Source organism: Paraburkholderia sp. C35 (assembly GCF_003121405.1).
Taxonomy (GTDB): Bacteria; Pseudomonadota; Gammaproteobacteria; order Burkholderiales; family Burkholderiaceae; genus Paraburkholderia.
The window spans coordinates 16,924-32,913 of the sequence record NZ_QBUY01000026.1 but is presented as its reverse complement, the minus strand read 5'-3'; the positions used below and the strand labels follow the sequence as shown (position 1 = coordinate 32,913).

The 15,990-nt window shown below is 60.8% G+C and carries 17 protein-coding genes and 1 tRNA gene; 4 read left to right on the top strand and 14 right to left on the bottom strand.

What is annotated here, in order from left to right; translation table 11 throughout:
* Positions 1 to 84: 84 nt before the first annotated feature.
* Together coaD and DK391_RS17900 are read left to right on the top strand one after the other, a co-directional pair.
* A complete protein-coding gene (gene coaD, locus DK391_RS17905) occupies positions 85 to 591 on the top strand; it encodes a pantetheine-phosphate adenylyltransferase (protein ID WP_109479310.1) in 507 nt (168 codons plus the stop codon).
* A gap of 153 nt (positions 592 to 744) precedes the next feature.
* A complete protein-coding gene (locus tag DK391_RS17900; protein ID WP_109479309.1) occupies positions 745 to 1,002 on the top strand; it encodes a YfhL family 4Fe-4S dicluster ferredoxin in 258 nt (85 codons plus the stop codon).
* Positions 1,003 to 1,081: 79 nt separating this feature from the next.
* Here DK391_RS17900 and hisC read toward each other — a convergent pair whose 3' ends face one another.
* The 8 genes from hisC to DK391_RS17860 all read right to left on the bottom strand — a co-directional run bounded on the left by hisC (position 1,082) and on the right by DK391_RS17860 (position 8,170).
* Positions 1,082 to 2,161 (bottom strand): histidinol-phosphate transaminase, encoded by a 1,080-nt coding sequence (gene hisC / locus DK391_RS17895; protein WP_109479308.1) that lies wholly within the window; start codon positions 2,159 to 2,161, stop codon positions 1,082 to 1,084.
* A gap of 21 nt (positions 2,162 to 2,182) precedes the next feature.
* Positions 2,183 to 2,785, bottom strand: coding sequence for an aminoacyl-tRNA hydrolase (gene pth / locus DK391_RS17890; RefSeq protein ID WP_109479307.1), 603 nt, complete (start codon positions 2,783 to 2,785; stop codon positions 2,183 to 2,185).
* A 121-nt stretch (positions 2,786 to 2,906) separates the two neighbouring features.
* Positions 2,907 to 3,515 carry a 50S ribosomal protein L25/general stress protein Ctc gene (locus DK391_RS17885; RefSeq protein WP_109479306.1) on the bottom strand — a complete coding sequence of 203 codons (609 nt, stop codon included), beginning with the start codon at positions 3,513 to 3,515 and terminating at the stop codon, positions 2,907 to 2,909.
* A 141-nt stretch (positions 3,516 to 3,656) separates the two neighbouring features.
* Positions 3,657 to 4,613, bottom strand: a complete 957-nt coding sequence (locus DK391_RS17880; RefSeq protein ID WP_109479359.1) for a ribose-phosphate pyrophosphokinase — start codon at positions 4,611 to 4,613, stop codon at positions 3,657 to 3,659.
* 47 nt (positions 4,614 to 4,660) lie between these two features.
* Positions 4,661 to 4,737, bottom strand: a tRNA-Gln gene (locus DK391_RS17875).
* A 51-nt stretch (positions 4,738 to 4,788) separates the two neighbouring features.
* Positions 4,789 to 5,670 (bottom strand): 4-(cytidine 5'-diphospho)-2-C-methyl-D-erythritol kinase, encoded by an 882-nt coding sequence (gene ispE / locus DK391_RS17870; RefSeq protein WP_109479305.1) that lies wholly within the window; start codon positions 5,668 to 5,670, stop codon positions 4,789 to 4,791.
* A 26-nt stretch (positions 5,671 to 5,696) separates the two neighbouring features.
* The gene (gene lolB / locus DK391_RS17865; RefSeq protein WP_109479304.1) at positions 5,697 to 6,329 is read right to left on the bottom strand and encodes a lipoprotein insertase outer membrane protein LolB; all 633 of its coding nucleotides are present in this window, start codon (positions 6,327 to 6,329) and stop codon (positions 5,697 to 5,699) included.
* On the bottom strand, positions 6,329 to 8,170 hold the full coding sequence (locus DK391_RS17860; protein WP_109479303.1) for a tetratricopeptide repeat protein: 1,842 nt from the start codon (positions 8,168 to 8,170) through the stop codon (positions 6,329 to 6,331). Before DK391_RS17860 ends, lolB begins: the two co-directional genes overlap by 1 nt.
* A gap of 87 nt (positions 8,171 to 8,257) precedes the next feature.
* Here DK391_RS17860 and mutM point away from each other — a divergent pair, with 87 nt between their 5' ends.
* Positions 8,258 to 9,088 carry a bifunctional DNA-formamidopyrimidine glycosylase/DNA-(apurinic or apyrimidinic site) lyase gene (gene mutM, locus DK391_RS17855; protein WP_109479302.1) on the top strand — a complete coding sequence of 277 codons (831 nt, stop codon included), beginning with the start codon at positions 8,258 to 8,260 and terminating at the stop codon, positions 9,086 to 9,088.
* A gap of 7 nt (positions 9,089 to 9,095) precedes the next feature.
* Positions 9,096 to 10,211: an A/G-specific adenine glycosylase gene (mutY, locus tag DK391_RS17850; protein WP_109479301.1), complete on the top strand. Its 1,116-nt coding sequence runs from the start codon at positions 9,096 to 9,098 to the stop codon at positions 10,209 to 10,211.
* A 16-nt stretch (positions 10,212 to 10,227) separates the two neighbouring features.
* On the opposite strand, the gene DK391_RS17845 is transcribed toward mutY, so the two are convergent.
* From DK391_RS17845 to DK391_RS17820, 6 genes are all read right to left on the bottom strand, one after another.
* Positions 10,228 to 10,863, bottom strand: a complete 636-nt coding sequence (locus DK391_RS17845; RefSeq protein ID WP_109479300.1) for an LON peptidase substrate-binding domain-containing protein — start codon at positions 10,861 to 10,863, stop codon at positions 10,228 to 10,230.
* Positions 10,864 to 10,922: 59 nt separating this feature from the next.
* Complete coding sequence (gene rapZ / locus DK391_RS17840; RefSeq protein ID WP_109479299.1) at positions 10,923 to 11,816, bottom strand: RNase adapter RapZ; 894 nt, start codon at positions 11,814 to 11,816, stop codon at positions 10,923 to 10,925.
* Positions 11,817 to 11,894: 78 nt separating this feature from the next.
* Positions 11,895 to 12,863, bottom strand: coding sequence for an HPr(Ser) kinase/phosphatase (gene hprK / locus DK391_RS17835; protein WP_028365019.1), 969 nt, complete (start codon positions 12,861 to 12,863; stop codon positions 11,895 to 11,897).
* Positions 12,864 to 13,000: 137 nt separating this feature from the next.
* Positions 13,001 to 13,516, bottom strand: a complete 516-nt coding sequence (locus DK391_RS17830; protein ID WP_109479298.1) for a PTS sugar transporter subunit IIA — start codon at positions 13,514 to 13,516, stop codon at positions 13,001 to 13,003.
* 311 nt (positions 13,517 to 13,827) lie between these two features.
* Positions 13,828 to 14,187, bottom strand: a complete 360-nt coding sequence (raiA, locus tag DK391_RS17825) for a ribosome-associated translation inhibitor RaiA (RefSeq protein ID WP_109479297.1) — start codon at positions 14,185 to 14,187, stop codon at positions 13,828 to 13,830.
* A 174-nt stretch (positions 14,188 to 14,361) separates the two neighbouring features.
* A complete protein-coding gene (locus DK391_RS17820; protein WP_109479296.1) occupies positions 14,362 to 15,882 on the bottom strand; it encodes an RNA polymerase factor sigma-54 in 1,521 nt (506 codons plus the stop codon).
* Positions 15,883 to 15,990: the final 108 nt, after the last annotated feature.

Here is a 15,990-nt window from a genome sequence, read left to right as displayed (position 1 = left end):
CGCTACGTGCGCGGTATCGTCGCGAGACGAGTCCTGCGAGGTGTGTTCCGGCACGCCTTCTAGTCTGTAGAGAGGAGAAATCCCATGGTTGTCGCCGTGTATCCGGGTACGTTCGACCCGCTCACGCGCGGTCACGAAGACCTCGTGCGTCGCGCATCGAGCATTTTCGACACGCTGGTGGTCGGCGTGGCGGACAGCCGCAACAAGCGGCCCTTCTTTTCGCTCGAAGAGCGCCTCGAGATAGCCAACGAGGTGCTCGGCCATTATCCGAACGTGCAGGTGATGAGCTTCAAGGGGCTATTGAAGGATTTCGTCAGGGTCAACAACGCGCGCGTGATCGTGCGCGGCCTGCGCGCCGTGTCGGACTTCGAGTACGAGTTTCAGATGGCGGGCATGAACCGTTACCTGCTGCCCGACGTCGAGACCATGTTCATGACACCGTCGGATCAATATCAGTTCATTTCGGGCACGATCGTGCGCGAAATCGCCCAACTGGGCGGAGATGTGAGCAAGTTCGTGTTTCCGTCGGTGGAAAAGCGGCTGCAGGACAAGGTTGCGGAGAACGACGCGGCACGCGCTGCCAAGCCGTGATTTCGCGTTAGCCTGATGGCGTGACTTTGGCTCCATGGCTTCACGGTCGATAACCCGACGCTTAGCGTGGTCTCGCTGTCAGGCGTAAAATTGCGGATTACGGAACGTTAGCCGGTGTGCATCGAGTGCGCGCTGGCAGGAAGTGAGAACAGCATGGCCCTGATGATTACCGACGAGTGCATCAATTGCGACGTGTGCGAGCCTGAGTGCCCGAACGACGCGATTTCGATGGGCCCGGAAATCTACGTGATCGACCCGAAGAAATGCACGGAATGCGTCGGCCATTTCGATGAGCCGCAGTGCGTGCAGGTGTGTCCCGTCGAGTGCATTCCGCGTAGTCCGGAGCATCTGGAGTCGCAGGAACAGTTGATGGAGAAGTACAATGGATTGCAGGCTGCGAAGAGCGCCTGATTGATCTGGAATCTGAAGCGGCGGGTCCGTTTGCGTGAGGCTGGCGGACCCGCCGGTTGTCTTTGCGCTGGCTGGCTTTCTAGCCGACGTAGCCGCTCAAGATCTCCTTCAACGCATCGATCAGCGTGTCGCACTCGGCGTCCGTGCCGATCGAGATGCGCAAATGCTGGTCTATGCGCGGCAACCTGAAGTGCCGCACGAAGATTTCCTTTTCCCGCAGTTGCGCGGCGAGCGCGGCCGCATCATAGCCTTCGTGACGCGCGAACACGAAATTCGCTGACGAAGGCACGACCTCGAATCCCAGCGCGGTCAGTTGTGCCGTCAGACGTTCGCGGCTGGCGATCACCTTGTCGGTATTCGAGCGGAACCACGCGTCGTCCTTGTACGCGGCCGTCGCGGCCGCTTGCGCCAGACGATCGAGCGGATACGAGTTGAAGCTGTCCTTCACGCGATTCAGTGCATCGATCAGCGCAGCATCGCCGAATGCAAAGCCCACGCGCATTCCCGCCAGCGAGCGCGACTTCGACGTCGTATGCACCACGAGAAGATTCGGATACTTGTTGATCAGAGAAATCGCAGATTGCGCGCCGAAGTCCACGTACGCTTCGTCCACGATGATCACCGAGTCAGGATTCGATGCGACAACTCGTTCAATCTCCGAAAGCGGCAACGCGTGACCTGTCGGTGCATTCGGATTGGGAAAGAGAATGCCGCCGTTCGGCTGCGCGTAATCTGCGATACGAATCTGGAATGCGTCGTCGAGTGGAATTGTCTGGTATGCGATGTCGTAGAGACGCGCGTACGTCGGATAAAAGCTGTACGTGACGTCCGGAAACAGGATTGGCTTGTCGTGCTTCAGAAGCGCCTGAAACACCGTCGCGAGCACTTCATCCGAGCCGTTACCCGCGAACACCTGATCGGTTGTCAGCCCGTGATACGCGGCGACTGTCTCACGCAACACGCGCGCAGTGGGATCGGGATAACGGCGCAGCGATTCGCCATGCTCGCCGAGCTCGTCGCGGATCGCGCTCACGACAGCAGGCGAGGGCGGATACGGATTCTCGTTGGTGTTCAGCTTCACGGGATGCGCAAGCGCAGGCTGTTCGCCCGGCACATACGGCGTCAACCGATGAACGATGTCGCTCCAGAAGCGGCTCAAGTTCGACTCCTCTGTTGGCGTTCAGGGGTTGCGATGCAACTGCATCATCGCGCGTTCGAGTTCGCCCTTGACGACGGTCGACATCACCGCGAGCGCACGCTCGATCGACGCATCGATCACGTCCTGCTCTTCCTTGCGCGGCGGCTTCAGCACGAAGTTCGCGACGTCGGGCTTCGCGCCCGCACGCGCGCTTTCGGGAATCAGATCGCGCGGATGCCCGATGCCGATACGCAGACGCCAGTATTGCTGCGTCGACAGATGCGCGGAAATGTCCTTCAGCCCGTTGTGTCCGCCGCTACCGCCGCCGAGCTTTAGCTTGACGGTGCCGGGTGGCAGATCCAGTTCGTCATGCGCGACCAGAATCTGATCCGGCAGGATCTTGAAGAAGTGCGCGAGCGCGACGACCGATTGACCTGAACGGTTCATATACGTCATCGGTTCCAGCAGATGCACTTCCTCGCCGTACAGACGCGCTTTCGCATAGAAGCCGTGAAAGCGGCGTTCGTCGCGCAGCGTCGTGCCCGCCTCGCGCGCGAGTTGGTCGATGAGCCAGAAGCCGGCGTTGTGACGGGTCGCGGTATATTCGGCGCCCGGATTGCCGAGCCCGACGATCAGCTTGATCATGTTCGAGTGGGCCGCACGGTATGCCGCACAGCCTGAAAAAACCGAAAAAAAACCCGCCGGGGCGAACCGCGGCGGGTTACGTCGACCGTTCCATTGAAACGGATCGAGAGGATAGCGGTACTTATTCGGCAGCCGGCTTGTCGCCTTCTGCTGCTTCTTCCGACTGGGCGCCAGCAGGAATCGGAGCCGAAACGATAACCGGGTTTTCTGCGACGAGGTGCGCAACCAGTGCGACGCCAGCCGGCAGAACGATGTCCGTTGCGTGCAGCGATTGACCCGCTTCGATCTTCACGAGATCGACTTCGATGAATTCCGGCAGAGCGGCCGGCAGGCATTCGATTTCGATTTCGTTGATGACGTGCGAGATGATCGCGCCACCCGTCTTAACAGCCGGGTTGGTTTCCTGGTTCATGAAGTGGAGCGGCACCTTCGTGTGCAGCTTCTTCTTCGCGTCGACGCGCTGGAAGTCCACGTGCAGAATGATCTGACGGAACGGGTGGTATTGCACGTCGCGCAGCAGAACCTGTTGCGACTTGCCTGCCACTTCCAGGTCGAGAATCGACGAGTGGAATGCTTCTTTCTTCAGTGCGTGCCACAGCGCGTTGTGATCGAGTTCGATCAGTTGCGGTTCGCCAGCGCCGTACACGATGCCCGGGGCCTTGCCCGAGTTACGCAGGCGGCGGCTCGCACCCGTACCTTGCAGATTACGCTCGAAAGCGACTACTTTCATTTGCTTCTCCATTATCTGCCCGCGACCAGGCAGTAAAACGGGTCTTTCAGGAAGACCCCAGACAAAACGGCATGAACCTTCGTTCGCTCACACCGAAATGCAAAAGCGCCGCATTCATCATGCGGCGCTTTCGCGAATACTTTAGCTTTCCGCGAACAGCGACATCACCGAGTCGCCGCGACGGATACGCGAGAACGTTTCAGCCAGCAGACCGGCGCTCGTCAGCGAGCGGATCTTCGTGCACTGACGCGCTTCTTCGCTGAGCGGAATGGTGTCGGTCACGACCAGTTCGTCGAGCGCCGATGCTGCGATACGCGGACCTGCGCCACCCGACAGAACCGGGTGAGTTGCGTACGCGAACACCTTCGTCGCGCCACGTTCCTTCAGCACTTGCGCAGCCTTGCAGAGCGTGCCGGCCGTGTCGACCATATCGTCCATGATCACGCAGGTACGACCGTCGACTTCACCGATGATGTTCATCACTTCAGCGATGTTCGCCTTCGGACGACGCTTGTCGATGATGGCCAGATCGCAGTTCAGCTGCTTGGCCAGCGCACGGGCGCGAACCACACCGCCGACGTCCGGCGACACGACCAGCAGGTTCTCGTGATTCTGCTTGCGCAGATCGCCGAGCAGCACGGGCGTGGCGTAGATGTTGTCGACGGGGATATCGAAGAAACCTTGAATCTGGTCAGCGTGCAGATCCATCGTGATGATCCGCTCGACGCCAGCGATTTCCAGCATGTTCGCCACGACCTTCGCCGAAATCGCAACACGCGCCGAGCGCGGGCGACGATCCTGACGGGCATAGCCGAAATAGGGGATGGCTGCAGTGATCCGGCCAGCAGATGCGCGCTTGAGCGCATCGACCATGATCATCAGTTCCATCAGATTGTCGTTGGTCGGCGCGCAGGTGGACTGGAGGACGAAGACGTCCTTGCCACGTACGTTTTCCTGAATCTCGACCTGGATCTCACCATCGGAGAACCGGGAGACCATTGCTTTGCCGAGGGGAATACCGAGGATCTTGACGACTTCCTGTGCAAGCGCAGGATTTGCGTTGCCAGTAAAAACCATCAGGCCGTCATGGCTGCTCATCATGCACCTGCTTCAGGCTGTGGGAGGCGAGGAACTGCGAGAAATTATGGCAGGGGAGGAAGGACTCGAACCCTCGCATGCCGGAATCAAAATCCGGTGCCTTGACCAACTTGGCGACTCCCCTACACTAACTTTGAGCTTCACTGAATGTGTAGGGCATTCAGTGAAACGAAACTTATGCCGCGAAAGCAAAGAGTGGATGCGTATCCAGACTTGCCGTTACTGCACTGTTCCACTCGACTGGCAGTTTGGCTTGCACCGCAACTGCTTCATCTCGACTACGGAACGCTGCAAAAACGCTTGCGCCTGATCCCGTCATCCGCGCCGGCGCGATGTTATCAAACCATCTCAGCACCTGCGCAACTTCCGCGTATTTTCCCACGACAACTTGCTGCATGTCATTCTGGCCAAAACTGTCTGGCCATCTTGCGTCGCAGCTTTGTTGTGCAAGAAAGTCCGTTATTATGAGAGGCTTTGTATCTCTTGTCAACTCTTTTTCGGAGAAAATTGCTGACGTTGGAACATGAACTCTCGGTGTCACCACCAGAAAGTGGCGCGGCGGCAATTGTACATGCTCGAGTGCCTCTCCGACACCCTCAGCGAACGCATTTTTTCCAAAAACAAAAAATGGCACATCGGCGCCGAGTCTCAGTGCGAGCGCTTGCAGTTCAGCGCGCGGCAGATCGAGCTTCCACAGACGGTTCAGCGCGAGCAGCGTAGTCGCTGCATCGGAGCTGCCGCCGCCAAGGCCAGCGCCCATCGGCAGGATCTTGTCGATCTCGATGTTCACGCCCTGGCGCGTTCCCGTGTGTTCCTTGAGCAGCTTTGCAGCGCGCACGGTGAGATCGCTGTCGGCGGGAACGTCGGCGATATCGGTGCCGCGTGTGATCGCGCCATCGTCGCGACGCGTGAAGTGCAGCGTGTCGCCCCAGTCGAGCAACTGGAATACCGTCTGCAGTGCGTGATAGCCGTTCGGCAGACGGCCGGTGATATGCAGGAAGAGGTTCAGCTTCGCTGGAGCGAGGCAGTCGCGCAGCGAGTCGTTTGTTTCAATCATGAGTCTTGGCAAATCGCGCGTGCGGGTTACTGGTCGAGCACGAGCTTGATATCGAGCGGTGGTTCGGTGCGCGCGAGGTTCACGCGCTTCACGCCGGTTGCAGGCGCATCGGCATAGGCGAGATAGTCGATGGTCCAGCCGTCCTGCTGGATTTCCTTCAGACGCGTCTCCTGCTGCGGATCCTTCTCGGTCCTGGCCTTCGATGTCGGCGCAACGGAAGGCTGCAGCCAGTAGCGCAGCCCTTCGACGGGCAGTGCAAAACCAAGCGCATTCTGCATCAGCGTCGAGACGTTATCGGCTGTCAGCGGCTGGCGGTTCGGCAGTTCGAGCGTGGCCGAAGACGGCGACGACGTCACGATCGCCATGGTCTGCCCAAGCGGATTGCGCAGTTGCAGCGTGACGGTGTCGCCACGTTCCTGCCAGTCGAAGTTGCCGTACGCGTTGCGCTGCTGGCCGTTCTGATCGACGTATTGAACGGCGAATCGACCGTGATACGCGCGGCTGGTCTGCGTGGTGAGATCCGTTGCGGCATTCGACAGCGACGGACCTTGCGGCTTGACGGACGCGCAACCCGACAAGGCTACGATGGCTGCGGCTGCAAGACCCAGCGCCGCGCGGCGCGGCGCTGGAAAGGAAAAAGCGGGCAGGGAAAAGGACATCAGAGATCGTTCACCTGAAAACGTTTGAGCGTTTTGACGAGCGTATCGTTGTCGGGTTCGAGCTTGCGCGCGTCGCGCCATGCGGCGCGGGCCTGATCCTGGTCGCCGCTCTTCCACAGCACTTCACCCAGATGCGCGCCGATTTCGGCATTCGGCTGAAGATCATAGGCCTTGCGCAGTACGCGGATCGCATCCGAGTTATCGCCGAGCCGGTACTTGACCCAGCCGACGCTGTCCATGATGAACGCATCGTTCGGAGACAGCGCGAGCGCCTTCTCGACCAGCTTGTCCGCTTCCTGAAGACGCTGGCCGCGGTCCGCGAGCGAATAGCCGAGCGCGTTGTACGCCTGGGCATTGTCCGGTTGCGTGCGCATCAGTTTGCGCAACTGCGTTTCCATCACGTCGAAATGACCGTTCTTCTCGGCGGCCATTGCGTAGTCGTACGTGAGATCAGGGTCGTCCGGGAAATCGCTGGTGGCTTGCGCAAGACGCGCCTCGGCTTCCGGATACCGCTTCGCGTCGAACAGGATGGCGGCGTCGGTGCGGGCGACCAGCGCCTGTTCGTGCGGATCCTGCGGGTGCATGCCGGCGAGCAGCTTGCGCGCTTCATCCACTTTGCCGTCACGTTGCAGCAGCTGTGCGCGCGTGATCTGCGCGGCGACGTACTGCGTGCTCGTAGCCGGAATCTTGTCCAGCCAGCGGTTCGCGCCGGCCGTGTCTTTCTGCTCGAGCGACAGTTGCGCGAGGTAGATATACGCCTGACCGGGATCCGCGCCCGGCGTCTTCTCGGCCTTCTGCGCGTATTGCTGCAGATAGTTCTGCGCTTCCGGCAGGTTTTTCTGCTGGATCTTGATGAGCGCAAGCGCCATCAGCGGCGTCAGATCGTTCGGGTTGTCCTTCTGCATGTACTCGAACTGTTTCTGCGCGTCGTCGAGGCGATCGCTGGCCAGATACATCTGCGCGAGTGCGAGCCGCGCTTCATGCGACTTCGGATTCGCCTGCACATACTTTTCGAGCGACGCGATGCCTTCCTTGCGCTCTTCCGGTCCCATCTGCGACAGCATCAACGCCGCCGGCAGATAGTCGGGCTTCAGCTGCAGTGCCTGTTCGAGCGACTTGCGCGCGCCGGGTGCATCGTCGGCGATCAGTTGCTGGCGGGCGATGGCGAATTGCGCTTCCGGGCGGTTCATGTCGTTCGCGAGCAGATCCTGCAGCACGTGCAGGCCGCCCACGCGATTCGGCCCGCGCGAGATCAGCAGTTGCAGCGCGAGAATGCCGTTGCCGCGGTTCTCGGGCGGGATCTTCGCGAGTTCGCTCGCCAGCATCGGCTTTGCGTCGTCAGGCTTGCCCGACAGCACGAGCAGCGACGCATCCAGCTGCGCGGCGCGTTCCGATTGCGGCGCATACTGTTGCCACAATTGCGCCGCCGTCAGCGCATCCGACGGGCTTTGTGCAGCAAGTGCGATTTCCGTCGCGCGCTGCGCCATGCGCGGGTCGTGCGTGTCGCGAGCAAGCGAGAGATAGGTTTGATACGCTGGCGCCGGCTGATTGCGCTGCAGTGCGACTTCCGCCGCGAGCACCTGAAAGACGATCTGGCTCGTCAGCGCGATGTTGGGCAGATTGGTCTTGTCTTCGGCGGAATCGGGGCCGAAAGCGTCCTGCACGGAGACGGAGTTGTCATCCGAATCGGGCGACGGATCCTGCGCATGCGCGGGCAAAGCGGCGAGCGTCCAGACAGCCAGAGCGGCCACGCCCAGCATCCGGCGTGCGGAAACAGCGTACGGTACGCCGTTCGCACCCGTAGGGCGCTTGAAAAACTGCTTAACGATGGACAGGTTCATACATATCCGTTCAATGTTTCGGTCGATTGTAACGCGCTCGCTACAATAAGCGCATAACCGTGGACGCAAGTTACAGACCAGTTAGAGATGCCAGAGTTGCCAGAAGTTGAAGTCACCCGACGCGGAATCGAACCGTATGTAGCGGGGCGCCGTGTCGAACGTGTCGAAGTGCGTAACCCCGCGCTGCGCTGGCCCATTCCAGCCGGCTTTGCTCGCCTGTTGCACGGCCGGCTGGTCCACAAGGTGGAACGGCGCGGCAAATACCTGCTGTTCGAGATCGACGAAGGCTGGTTCATCGTGCATCTCGGCATGACGGGAACACTCAGGGTGTTACGCAACATGCCGCATCCACCTGCCGCCGCGAAGCACGATCACGTCGACTGGATCTTCGATGACTTCATTTTGCGCTTCCGCGATCCGCGGCGCTTTGGCGCTGTCTTATGGCACCCGCGCTCGGATGGCGACATTCTCGATCATCCCTTGCTGGCCGATCTCGGCGTCGAGCCTTTCGCGCCGTCGTTCTCGGGTTCGCTGATGTTCCGCAAGACGCGCGGGCGCAAGGTATCGGTGAAGCAGGCGCTGCTGGCGGGCGATATCGTCGTCGGCGTGGGCAACATTTACGCCTCTGAAAGCCTGTTCCGCGCCGGCATCCGGCCGACCACGGCCGCGGGCCGCGTTTCGCTGGTTCGTTACGAACTGCTTGCGGACGCAGTTCGCGTCACGCTCGCCGCCGCGATCGAGAAGGGCGGCAGCACCTTGCGCGACTTTGTCGGCAGCAATGGCGAGAGCGGCTATTTCCAGCTCGACTATTTCGTCTATGATCGCGCGGGCCAGCCCTGCCGCGTATGCGGCACGCCGATCAAACAGATCGTGCAGGGGCAACGCTCCACTTATTTCTGTCCGACCTGTCAGCGCTGATCCGTTCATGTCCGTTCCTGCTTCCAAGACTGCTTCTCCTGTCGATTCTCCCAGGATACCCGCGCTGTCCGATTTCTCTGTGCGCCTGATCGCATGGCAGCGCGAACATGGCCGCCACGACCTGCCGTGGCAGAACACGCGCGACCCGTATCGCATCTGGCTATCCGAAATCATGTTGCAGCAGACTCAGGTGTCGACGGTGATTCCGTACTACGCGCGTTTTCTCGCGCGTTTTCCGGATGTCGCCGCGCTCGCCGCCGCACCCGCCGATGACGTGATGACCCTCTGGGCCGGTCTCGGTTACTACACGCGAGCGCGCAATCTGCATCGCTGTGCGCAGGTGGTGGTCGAACAGCATGGCGGGCAGTTTCCGAACTCCGTCGAAGCATTGGCCGAGCTGCCGGGTATCGGGCGATCGACGGCCGCGGCGATTGCATCGTTCGCTTACGGCGTGCGCGCGACCATTCTCGACGGCAACGTGAAGCGCGTGCTGGCGCGCGTGTTCGGCGTCGAAGGCTTTCCGGGTGAGAAGAAGGTGGAGAACGGCATGTGGCTGCTGGCGGAATCGCTGCTGCCCGTGAGCGCAAGCGACGACGACATCAGCGCGTACACGCAAGGTCTGATGGATTTCGGCGCGACGCTGTGCGCGCGTGGCAAGCCGGATTGCGTGCGTTGTCCGTTCGCTGCCGATTGCGTGGCGAACGTGACGGGACGTCAACGTGAACTGCCCGCAGCGCGCCCGAAAAAGACCGTGCCGACGCGACGTACGTGGATGCTGCTGCTGCGCGATGGTGATACGGTGATGCTCGAAAAGCGTCCGCCTTCAGGCATCTGGGGCGGCTTGTGGAGCTTGCCGGAAGCTGTGGATGAAGCCGCGCTCAAGCAACTCGCGCGTGACTTCGGCGCTTCAGATCAGGTATCGCCGCTCGCGCCGCTCACGCATGTGTTCACACACTTCAAGCTGGATATCGAGCCGCGCATCGCTGAATTCGATCGTTCTTCGAAGCATGCAGCAGCACGCGACGCAGACACCGTGTGGATATCGCTGAACGAACTCGACGCGTATGGCGTCCCTGCGCCTGTTCGCAAACTGCTCGAAGGCCTGCAGGGTTCGCTAATCTGAACGTTGAACGGTCGCGTTACAGCAGTTGATGCTGCTGCATGTAGTGATGCACGATGTCGATGCGTGCGCCCGCGTCCTGTAGCTCCATCAGCTTCTGACGAGCCTTGAGCGCGATCGGCAGCACTTCCGACAGACGGTTCGAAACCCACGTCGGATCGTCGAGCCTGAACGGTTCGACGAACGGCAGACTCTCGGGATCGCGCTCACGGATCGTCGCGATGATGCGCTCTAGCACTTCCGCGCACGCGCCGAACTTTTCCATGTACTGCGTGCCTTCGAGCGGCACATCGCTGCCGAGCAACTCAGCCATGCCCACCAGCAGTCCGCCCGATTCGACACGATGCGACAGCAGCCGGAAGCGTTTGGTGCCGCGCGCGCGAATCAGCAGCATGCCGAATTCGTCGACATCACACACGTCGATCTCGGCAAGACAGCCGACATGTTCCGGTATCGACGGTTCATCGGGTTGCGCGACTTCTCCGCCGCTTTTCAGCAGACACACGCCGAACGACGTGTTGTCGCGCAGACAGTCGCGCGCCATGTCGAGATAGCGCGCTTCGAAGATTTTCAGCGGCAGCAGTCCATCGGGAAACAGGACTGTGTGCAAGGGAAACAGCGGCACATCGGCAAGCACGGACGGTGTAGAGGACATGGCGCAACGCTTTCCGTTAGGGCCGCCCCGAGCGGCCGGTCAAGCCACCAGCGGGACCCTCAGGCGACCAGTTTCGATGAGTCGTCGACGTCGATCGGCGCATCGCGATGCCGCACTATCACGTTTGCTTCACTCCCGAAACGCGCGGCAAGCGTTTCGGCGATGAATACCGAGCGGTGCTGACCGCCCGTACAACCGATTGCAACGGTGAGGTAGCTGCGATTGTCGTCGCGGAAATGCGGCAGCCACTTGTGCAGGAACGACTCGATGTCGCCGATCATCTGCTGGACGACGGGCAGGGCTTCGAGGAAATCGATGACGGGCTTGTCGAGCCCCGTCAGCGGACGCAGTTCGCGGTCGTAGTACGGATTCGGCAGCGTGCGCACGTCGAAGACGAAATCGGCGTCGAGCGGCACGCCGCGTTTGAAACCGAACGATTCGAACATCAGCGCGAGGCCCGTGTGCTCCTGTTCGATGAAACGCTTGACCCACGCGCGTAAAACGTTTGCCCGCAAGTTGCTGGTATCGATCTGATGGCCGAACTCGACAAGGCCCGCAACCAGTTCGCGTTCGCGCTCGATGGCTTCGGCCAGCGAAGTCAGCACGCCGACGTCGGCATCGTGTGCGGGCGAACCGGACAGCGGATGGCGGCGGCGTGTTTCGGAAAAGCGCTGGATGAGTGCCTGCGTGCTGGCGTTCAGGAACAGCACGCGGACGTCGTGCTTGCCGGAGAGATCGCGGATCATTTCCGGCATGTCTTCGAGCGAGGCGCCCGAGCGTGCGTCGATGGCGACCGCGAGCCGGTCCTGGCCGTCGCCCGCGAGATATGCGGCAAGTTCGGGCAGAAAGCGCGGCGGCAGATTGTCGACGCAGTAATACCCCGCGTCTTCTAACGCGTTCAACGCAACAGACTTGCCGGAGCCGGAGATACCGGTGATCAGGATAATGCGCATGGAGTCGTGGAATCCGTTGGGTTCATCATAGCATCCGGTGCCACCCGCTGTACCGCCGCGGCTTTGCGCACATCTGCGTCAAATCAGCTTGCCGGGAAACTGGCTGTCGGGGTCCTGCATCGCAAGACGCTGACGGTCCATGAAGTCGCGCAGCGTGTCGATGCCGCGCAGTTGCAGGATGGTGTTGCGCACGGCCGCTTCGACCAGCACCGCGAGGTTTCGGCCGGCCGCCACCTGAATCGTGACCTTGCTGATCGGCAGGCCGAGCACGTCGACGGTTTGCGATTCGAGCGGCAGGCGCTGGAATTCGCCATCCGGACGGCGCACCAGTTGCACGATCAGTTTCAGCTTCATTTTCCGGCGCACGGCCGTTTCACCGAAGATCGTCTTGATGTCGAGCAGGCCGAGGCCGCGCACTTCGAGCAGATTCTGCAGCAGCGGCGGGCAGCGTCCTTCGACGAAATCCGGGCCGAGGCGCACGAAATCGACGGCGTCATCGGCCACCAGACCGTGGCCGCGTGAGATCAGTTCGAGGCCGAGTTCGCTCTTGCCGAGGCCGGAATCGCCCGTCAGCAGCACGCCCATGCCGAGGATGTCGAGAAACACGCCGTGCAGCGTTGCACGCGGCGCAAGGATGCGCGACATGTAGAGCCGCAAGCTGTCGATCACGGCAGCCGGCGACATCGGCGTGGTGAAGAGCGGCGTGGACGAGCGCGTGCAGCGCAGGACCAGTTCCGGCGGCGCGGCGACGCCGCCTGCGACCACGAGGAACGGCGGCTCCAGCGCGATCAGCTCGGCCATGTGACGCGAGCGGTCTTCGTCGGATTGGCGCTGGTAGTAGTTGGTTTCGGCGTCGCCGAGCACCTGGATCCGGTTCGGGTGGATCAGGTTAAGGTGGCCCACGAGGTCGGCGCTGGACGTTGCAGTCGCAACCGTTTCCGCCGAGAAACCGCGTTCCCAGCCCTCATGCCCCGTCAGCCAGCTGAGTTTCAGCGCGGCGGCGTTGTCGTCGAAAATGCTTTGGGCGTTGATGCTGGACGTATCCATGAATCCCTGACTCCCTGACCTCGTATGTGCCGCTGGGGTGTAGCCGTGTTTCGCCTGCTGGCTGCAAGCCTCGAATCAGACGCGCAGCACGGACGCCCTGACGCGAGCTTCCCATACCGCGAGGCGCCGCCGGTATCTCAAGGTTGCCACTGAGTCAGCAGGCGATGCAACGCCTCCGGGTCTTCTTCCGTGTGCAACCGTTCGCGCGCTTCGCGATCCGACAACAGTTGGGCGATCTCCGACAGGATTTCAAGGTGCTGTTGCGTCGCCTGTTCAGGAACCAGCAGGAAGATCAGCAGCGAAACGGGCTGGCCATCGGGCGATTCGAACGGGATCGGATCGGCCAGGCGCACGAAAGCGGCGAGCGGCTGCTTGAGGCCCTTGATGCGGCCGTGAGGAATGGCAACGCCCTCGCCGAGCCCGGTCGAACCGAGACGCTCGCGCGCGAACAGATTGTCAGTCACTGTGCTGCGGGCGATGCCGTTCTGGTTTTCGAAGATCAGGCCCGCTTGCTCGAATACGCGCTTCTTGCTTGTAACCGCTAGACCGACGACGACGTTTTCGAGGGGAAGATATTTGGCTAAACGATTCATGTTGACAGGCGCAAAGGTCGCCTGGATTCTCCTCGCAGTGGCGATTGAAAAGCGTTCCATGCCTCGCAGCTGCTCAAGGCGAATCCAGCGATGCGCGATGAGCCCTGCTCTTGAGACCCGCAATCATCCCTTTGTGCAGGACTCGGGCTGGACAAAGACCCCGAAGGTAACCGATTTATTATAGAACAGGGTTGCTACCGATGGTGCGCCGCGCCATGAGTGAAAAATCGGGACGCCGTACAGAGCGTGCCATTGCAACCACACCTGTCGCATGCCGTGCACCGCGCGCAAAGGTGGCGCAGACTCCGTACAAACAAAAAACCGCCCGATTCAGGGCGGTTTTGCGGGGTTAAGGAAAAGCCTCTAATGGCTTATTGCGGTGGCACGTCGGGTTGCGCCGCCAGCGGCTGATACTTGATCGCTTCGTGCTGATGGCCCTGCAGGCGATCCTTGTGACGAATGACTTGCCGGTCTAGCTTGTCGATCATCAGGTCGATCGCGGCGTAGAGGTCGCCATCACAGCTTTCGACGAAAATGTCCTTACCCTTCAGATGCAGGTTGATTTCAACCTTTTGTCTCTTTTCCTTTTCCTTGTGGTTGTCGACCGAGAGGACCACACTGCCATCGATCACCTGATCGAAATGTCTTAGCACCCTGTCAAGTTTGGTGATCACGTATTCTCGCAACGCTGGCGTTACATCGAGATGGTGTCCACTGATCTTCAGATTCATAGTGCTTCTCCAAGCTAGTGGCCGCCTGGTCCGCATGAATCGCGCGAGCGCCGGTCGATCTTTCGATCTGCCACGCCGTCCCCCGTTTGACAGGCTGCTGGCAGGTCGCATCGGCCAGCCTGCTCCGCCAAACAGCGGCGCGGCCGGAAAATACCCGCCACAGGAGGTAGCGGGCTAAAGAGACTTGCGCAGATTGACTGCCGGGATTTTCAGTGCTTCGCGGTATTTCGCAACTGTACGGCGCGCTACGACGAAACCCTGTTCTGCCAGCAGTTCGGCAATGCGGCTGTCTGAAAGAGGAGATTTGGTGTCTTCTGCTCCTATCAGTTGCTTGATGAGTGCGCGAATGGCCGTTGACGAGGCCGCGCCCCCCGTGTCGGTGGACACGTGCGATCCGAAGAAGTACTTAAATTCAAGCGTCCCGAATGGGGTGAGCATGTACTTGCCGGTTGTCACACGCGAAACAGTCGACTCGTGTAAACCCAGCGTATCAGCTATTTCCCGCAAAACCAAGGGGCGCATGGCAATTTCGCCGTGGGCGAAAAAGTTCTTTTGACGCTCGACAATTGCCTGCGCGACACGCAGGATCGTCTCGAAACGCTGCTGGATATTCTTGATCAGCCAGCGCGCTTCCTGCAGCTGTTGACGCAGCGAACCACTGCCCGGATCGCCGCGATTGTTACGCAGGATATTCGCGTACAGATGGTTGATGCGCAGCTTCGGCACCACTTCCGGGTTCAGTTCGGCCAGCCACCCTTGTGCCGTTTTGCGCACCATGATGTCGGGCACCACGTAGTCCGCTTCGGCCTTGCCATACGCCGCACCCGGGAACGGTTCGAGCGAGCGGATCAGCGCATGCGCTTCGCGCAGGTCGTCGTCGCTGGCCTTCAGGTATTTGCGCAGACGCGTGAAATCGCGTGCGGCAAGCAGTTCCAGGTGATGCGCGACGATGTCGAGCGCGAGCGCGCGTGTGGGCGTCGCGTCGAGCCGGCACAGCTGCAATCGCAGACATTCCGATGCCGAACGCGCACCGACACCCGCCGGGTCGAAGCTGTGCAGCAACGCCAGAGCCGCGTTCAGTTCGTCGGTATCGACTTCGAGTTCTTCGGGCAGATCGGCGAGGATTTCGTCGAAGGAGGCCGTCAGATAACCGTCGTCGTCGAGCGATTCGATCAGGAACGTGATCAGTGCACGGTCGCGCGAACTCGCGCCCGTCACACGAAGTTGAGCAGTCAGGTGATCGCGCAGCGTCGTGGTCGATTCATGGATCTGCAGCGGCGGCAGATCGTCGTCATCCGATGCGTTGCCCGAACGGCCGTAATCGTCGAGATTCCACTGGCTCGACTCGCCGTTTGCGTCCGAACCAAGGCCGTTGTACTCGTCGACACCCTGAGGCTCGCTGCTTTCCTGGCTTTCGCCCGACGAAGAAGACGATGACGATGACGGCGGCGCGCTCGACATTTCTTCCGGCGCGTTGTTCTGCGATGTCTGGGCGATCACCGTACCGTCGGCGGCCACGCGCAACGGACTCGCGATCCAGTCGTCCTCCGCTTCGAGCAGCGGATTCTGGGAGATCGCCATCGAGACTTCCTGTTGCAGTTCGAGCGTAGACAGCTGCAGCAGCCGGATGGACTGTTGCAGTTGAGGTGTCAGCGCAAGATGCTGCGACAGGCGGAGTTGGAGGCTGGCTTTCATGGCAATGTGTGATTCATTGTAGAGAGTTTGCCACGACCGCGATACCTGGCGACACCCGCAAAAACGCGTGGGCCGCAGATTTTGGCGCGAACGGGCGATAACGCGTGC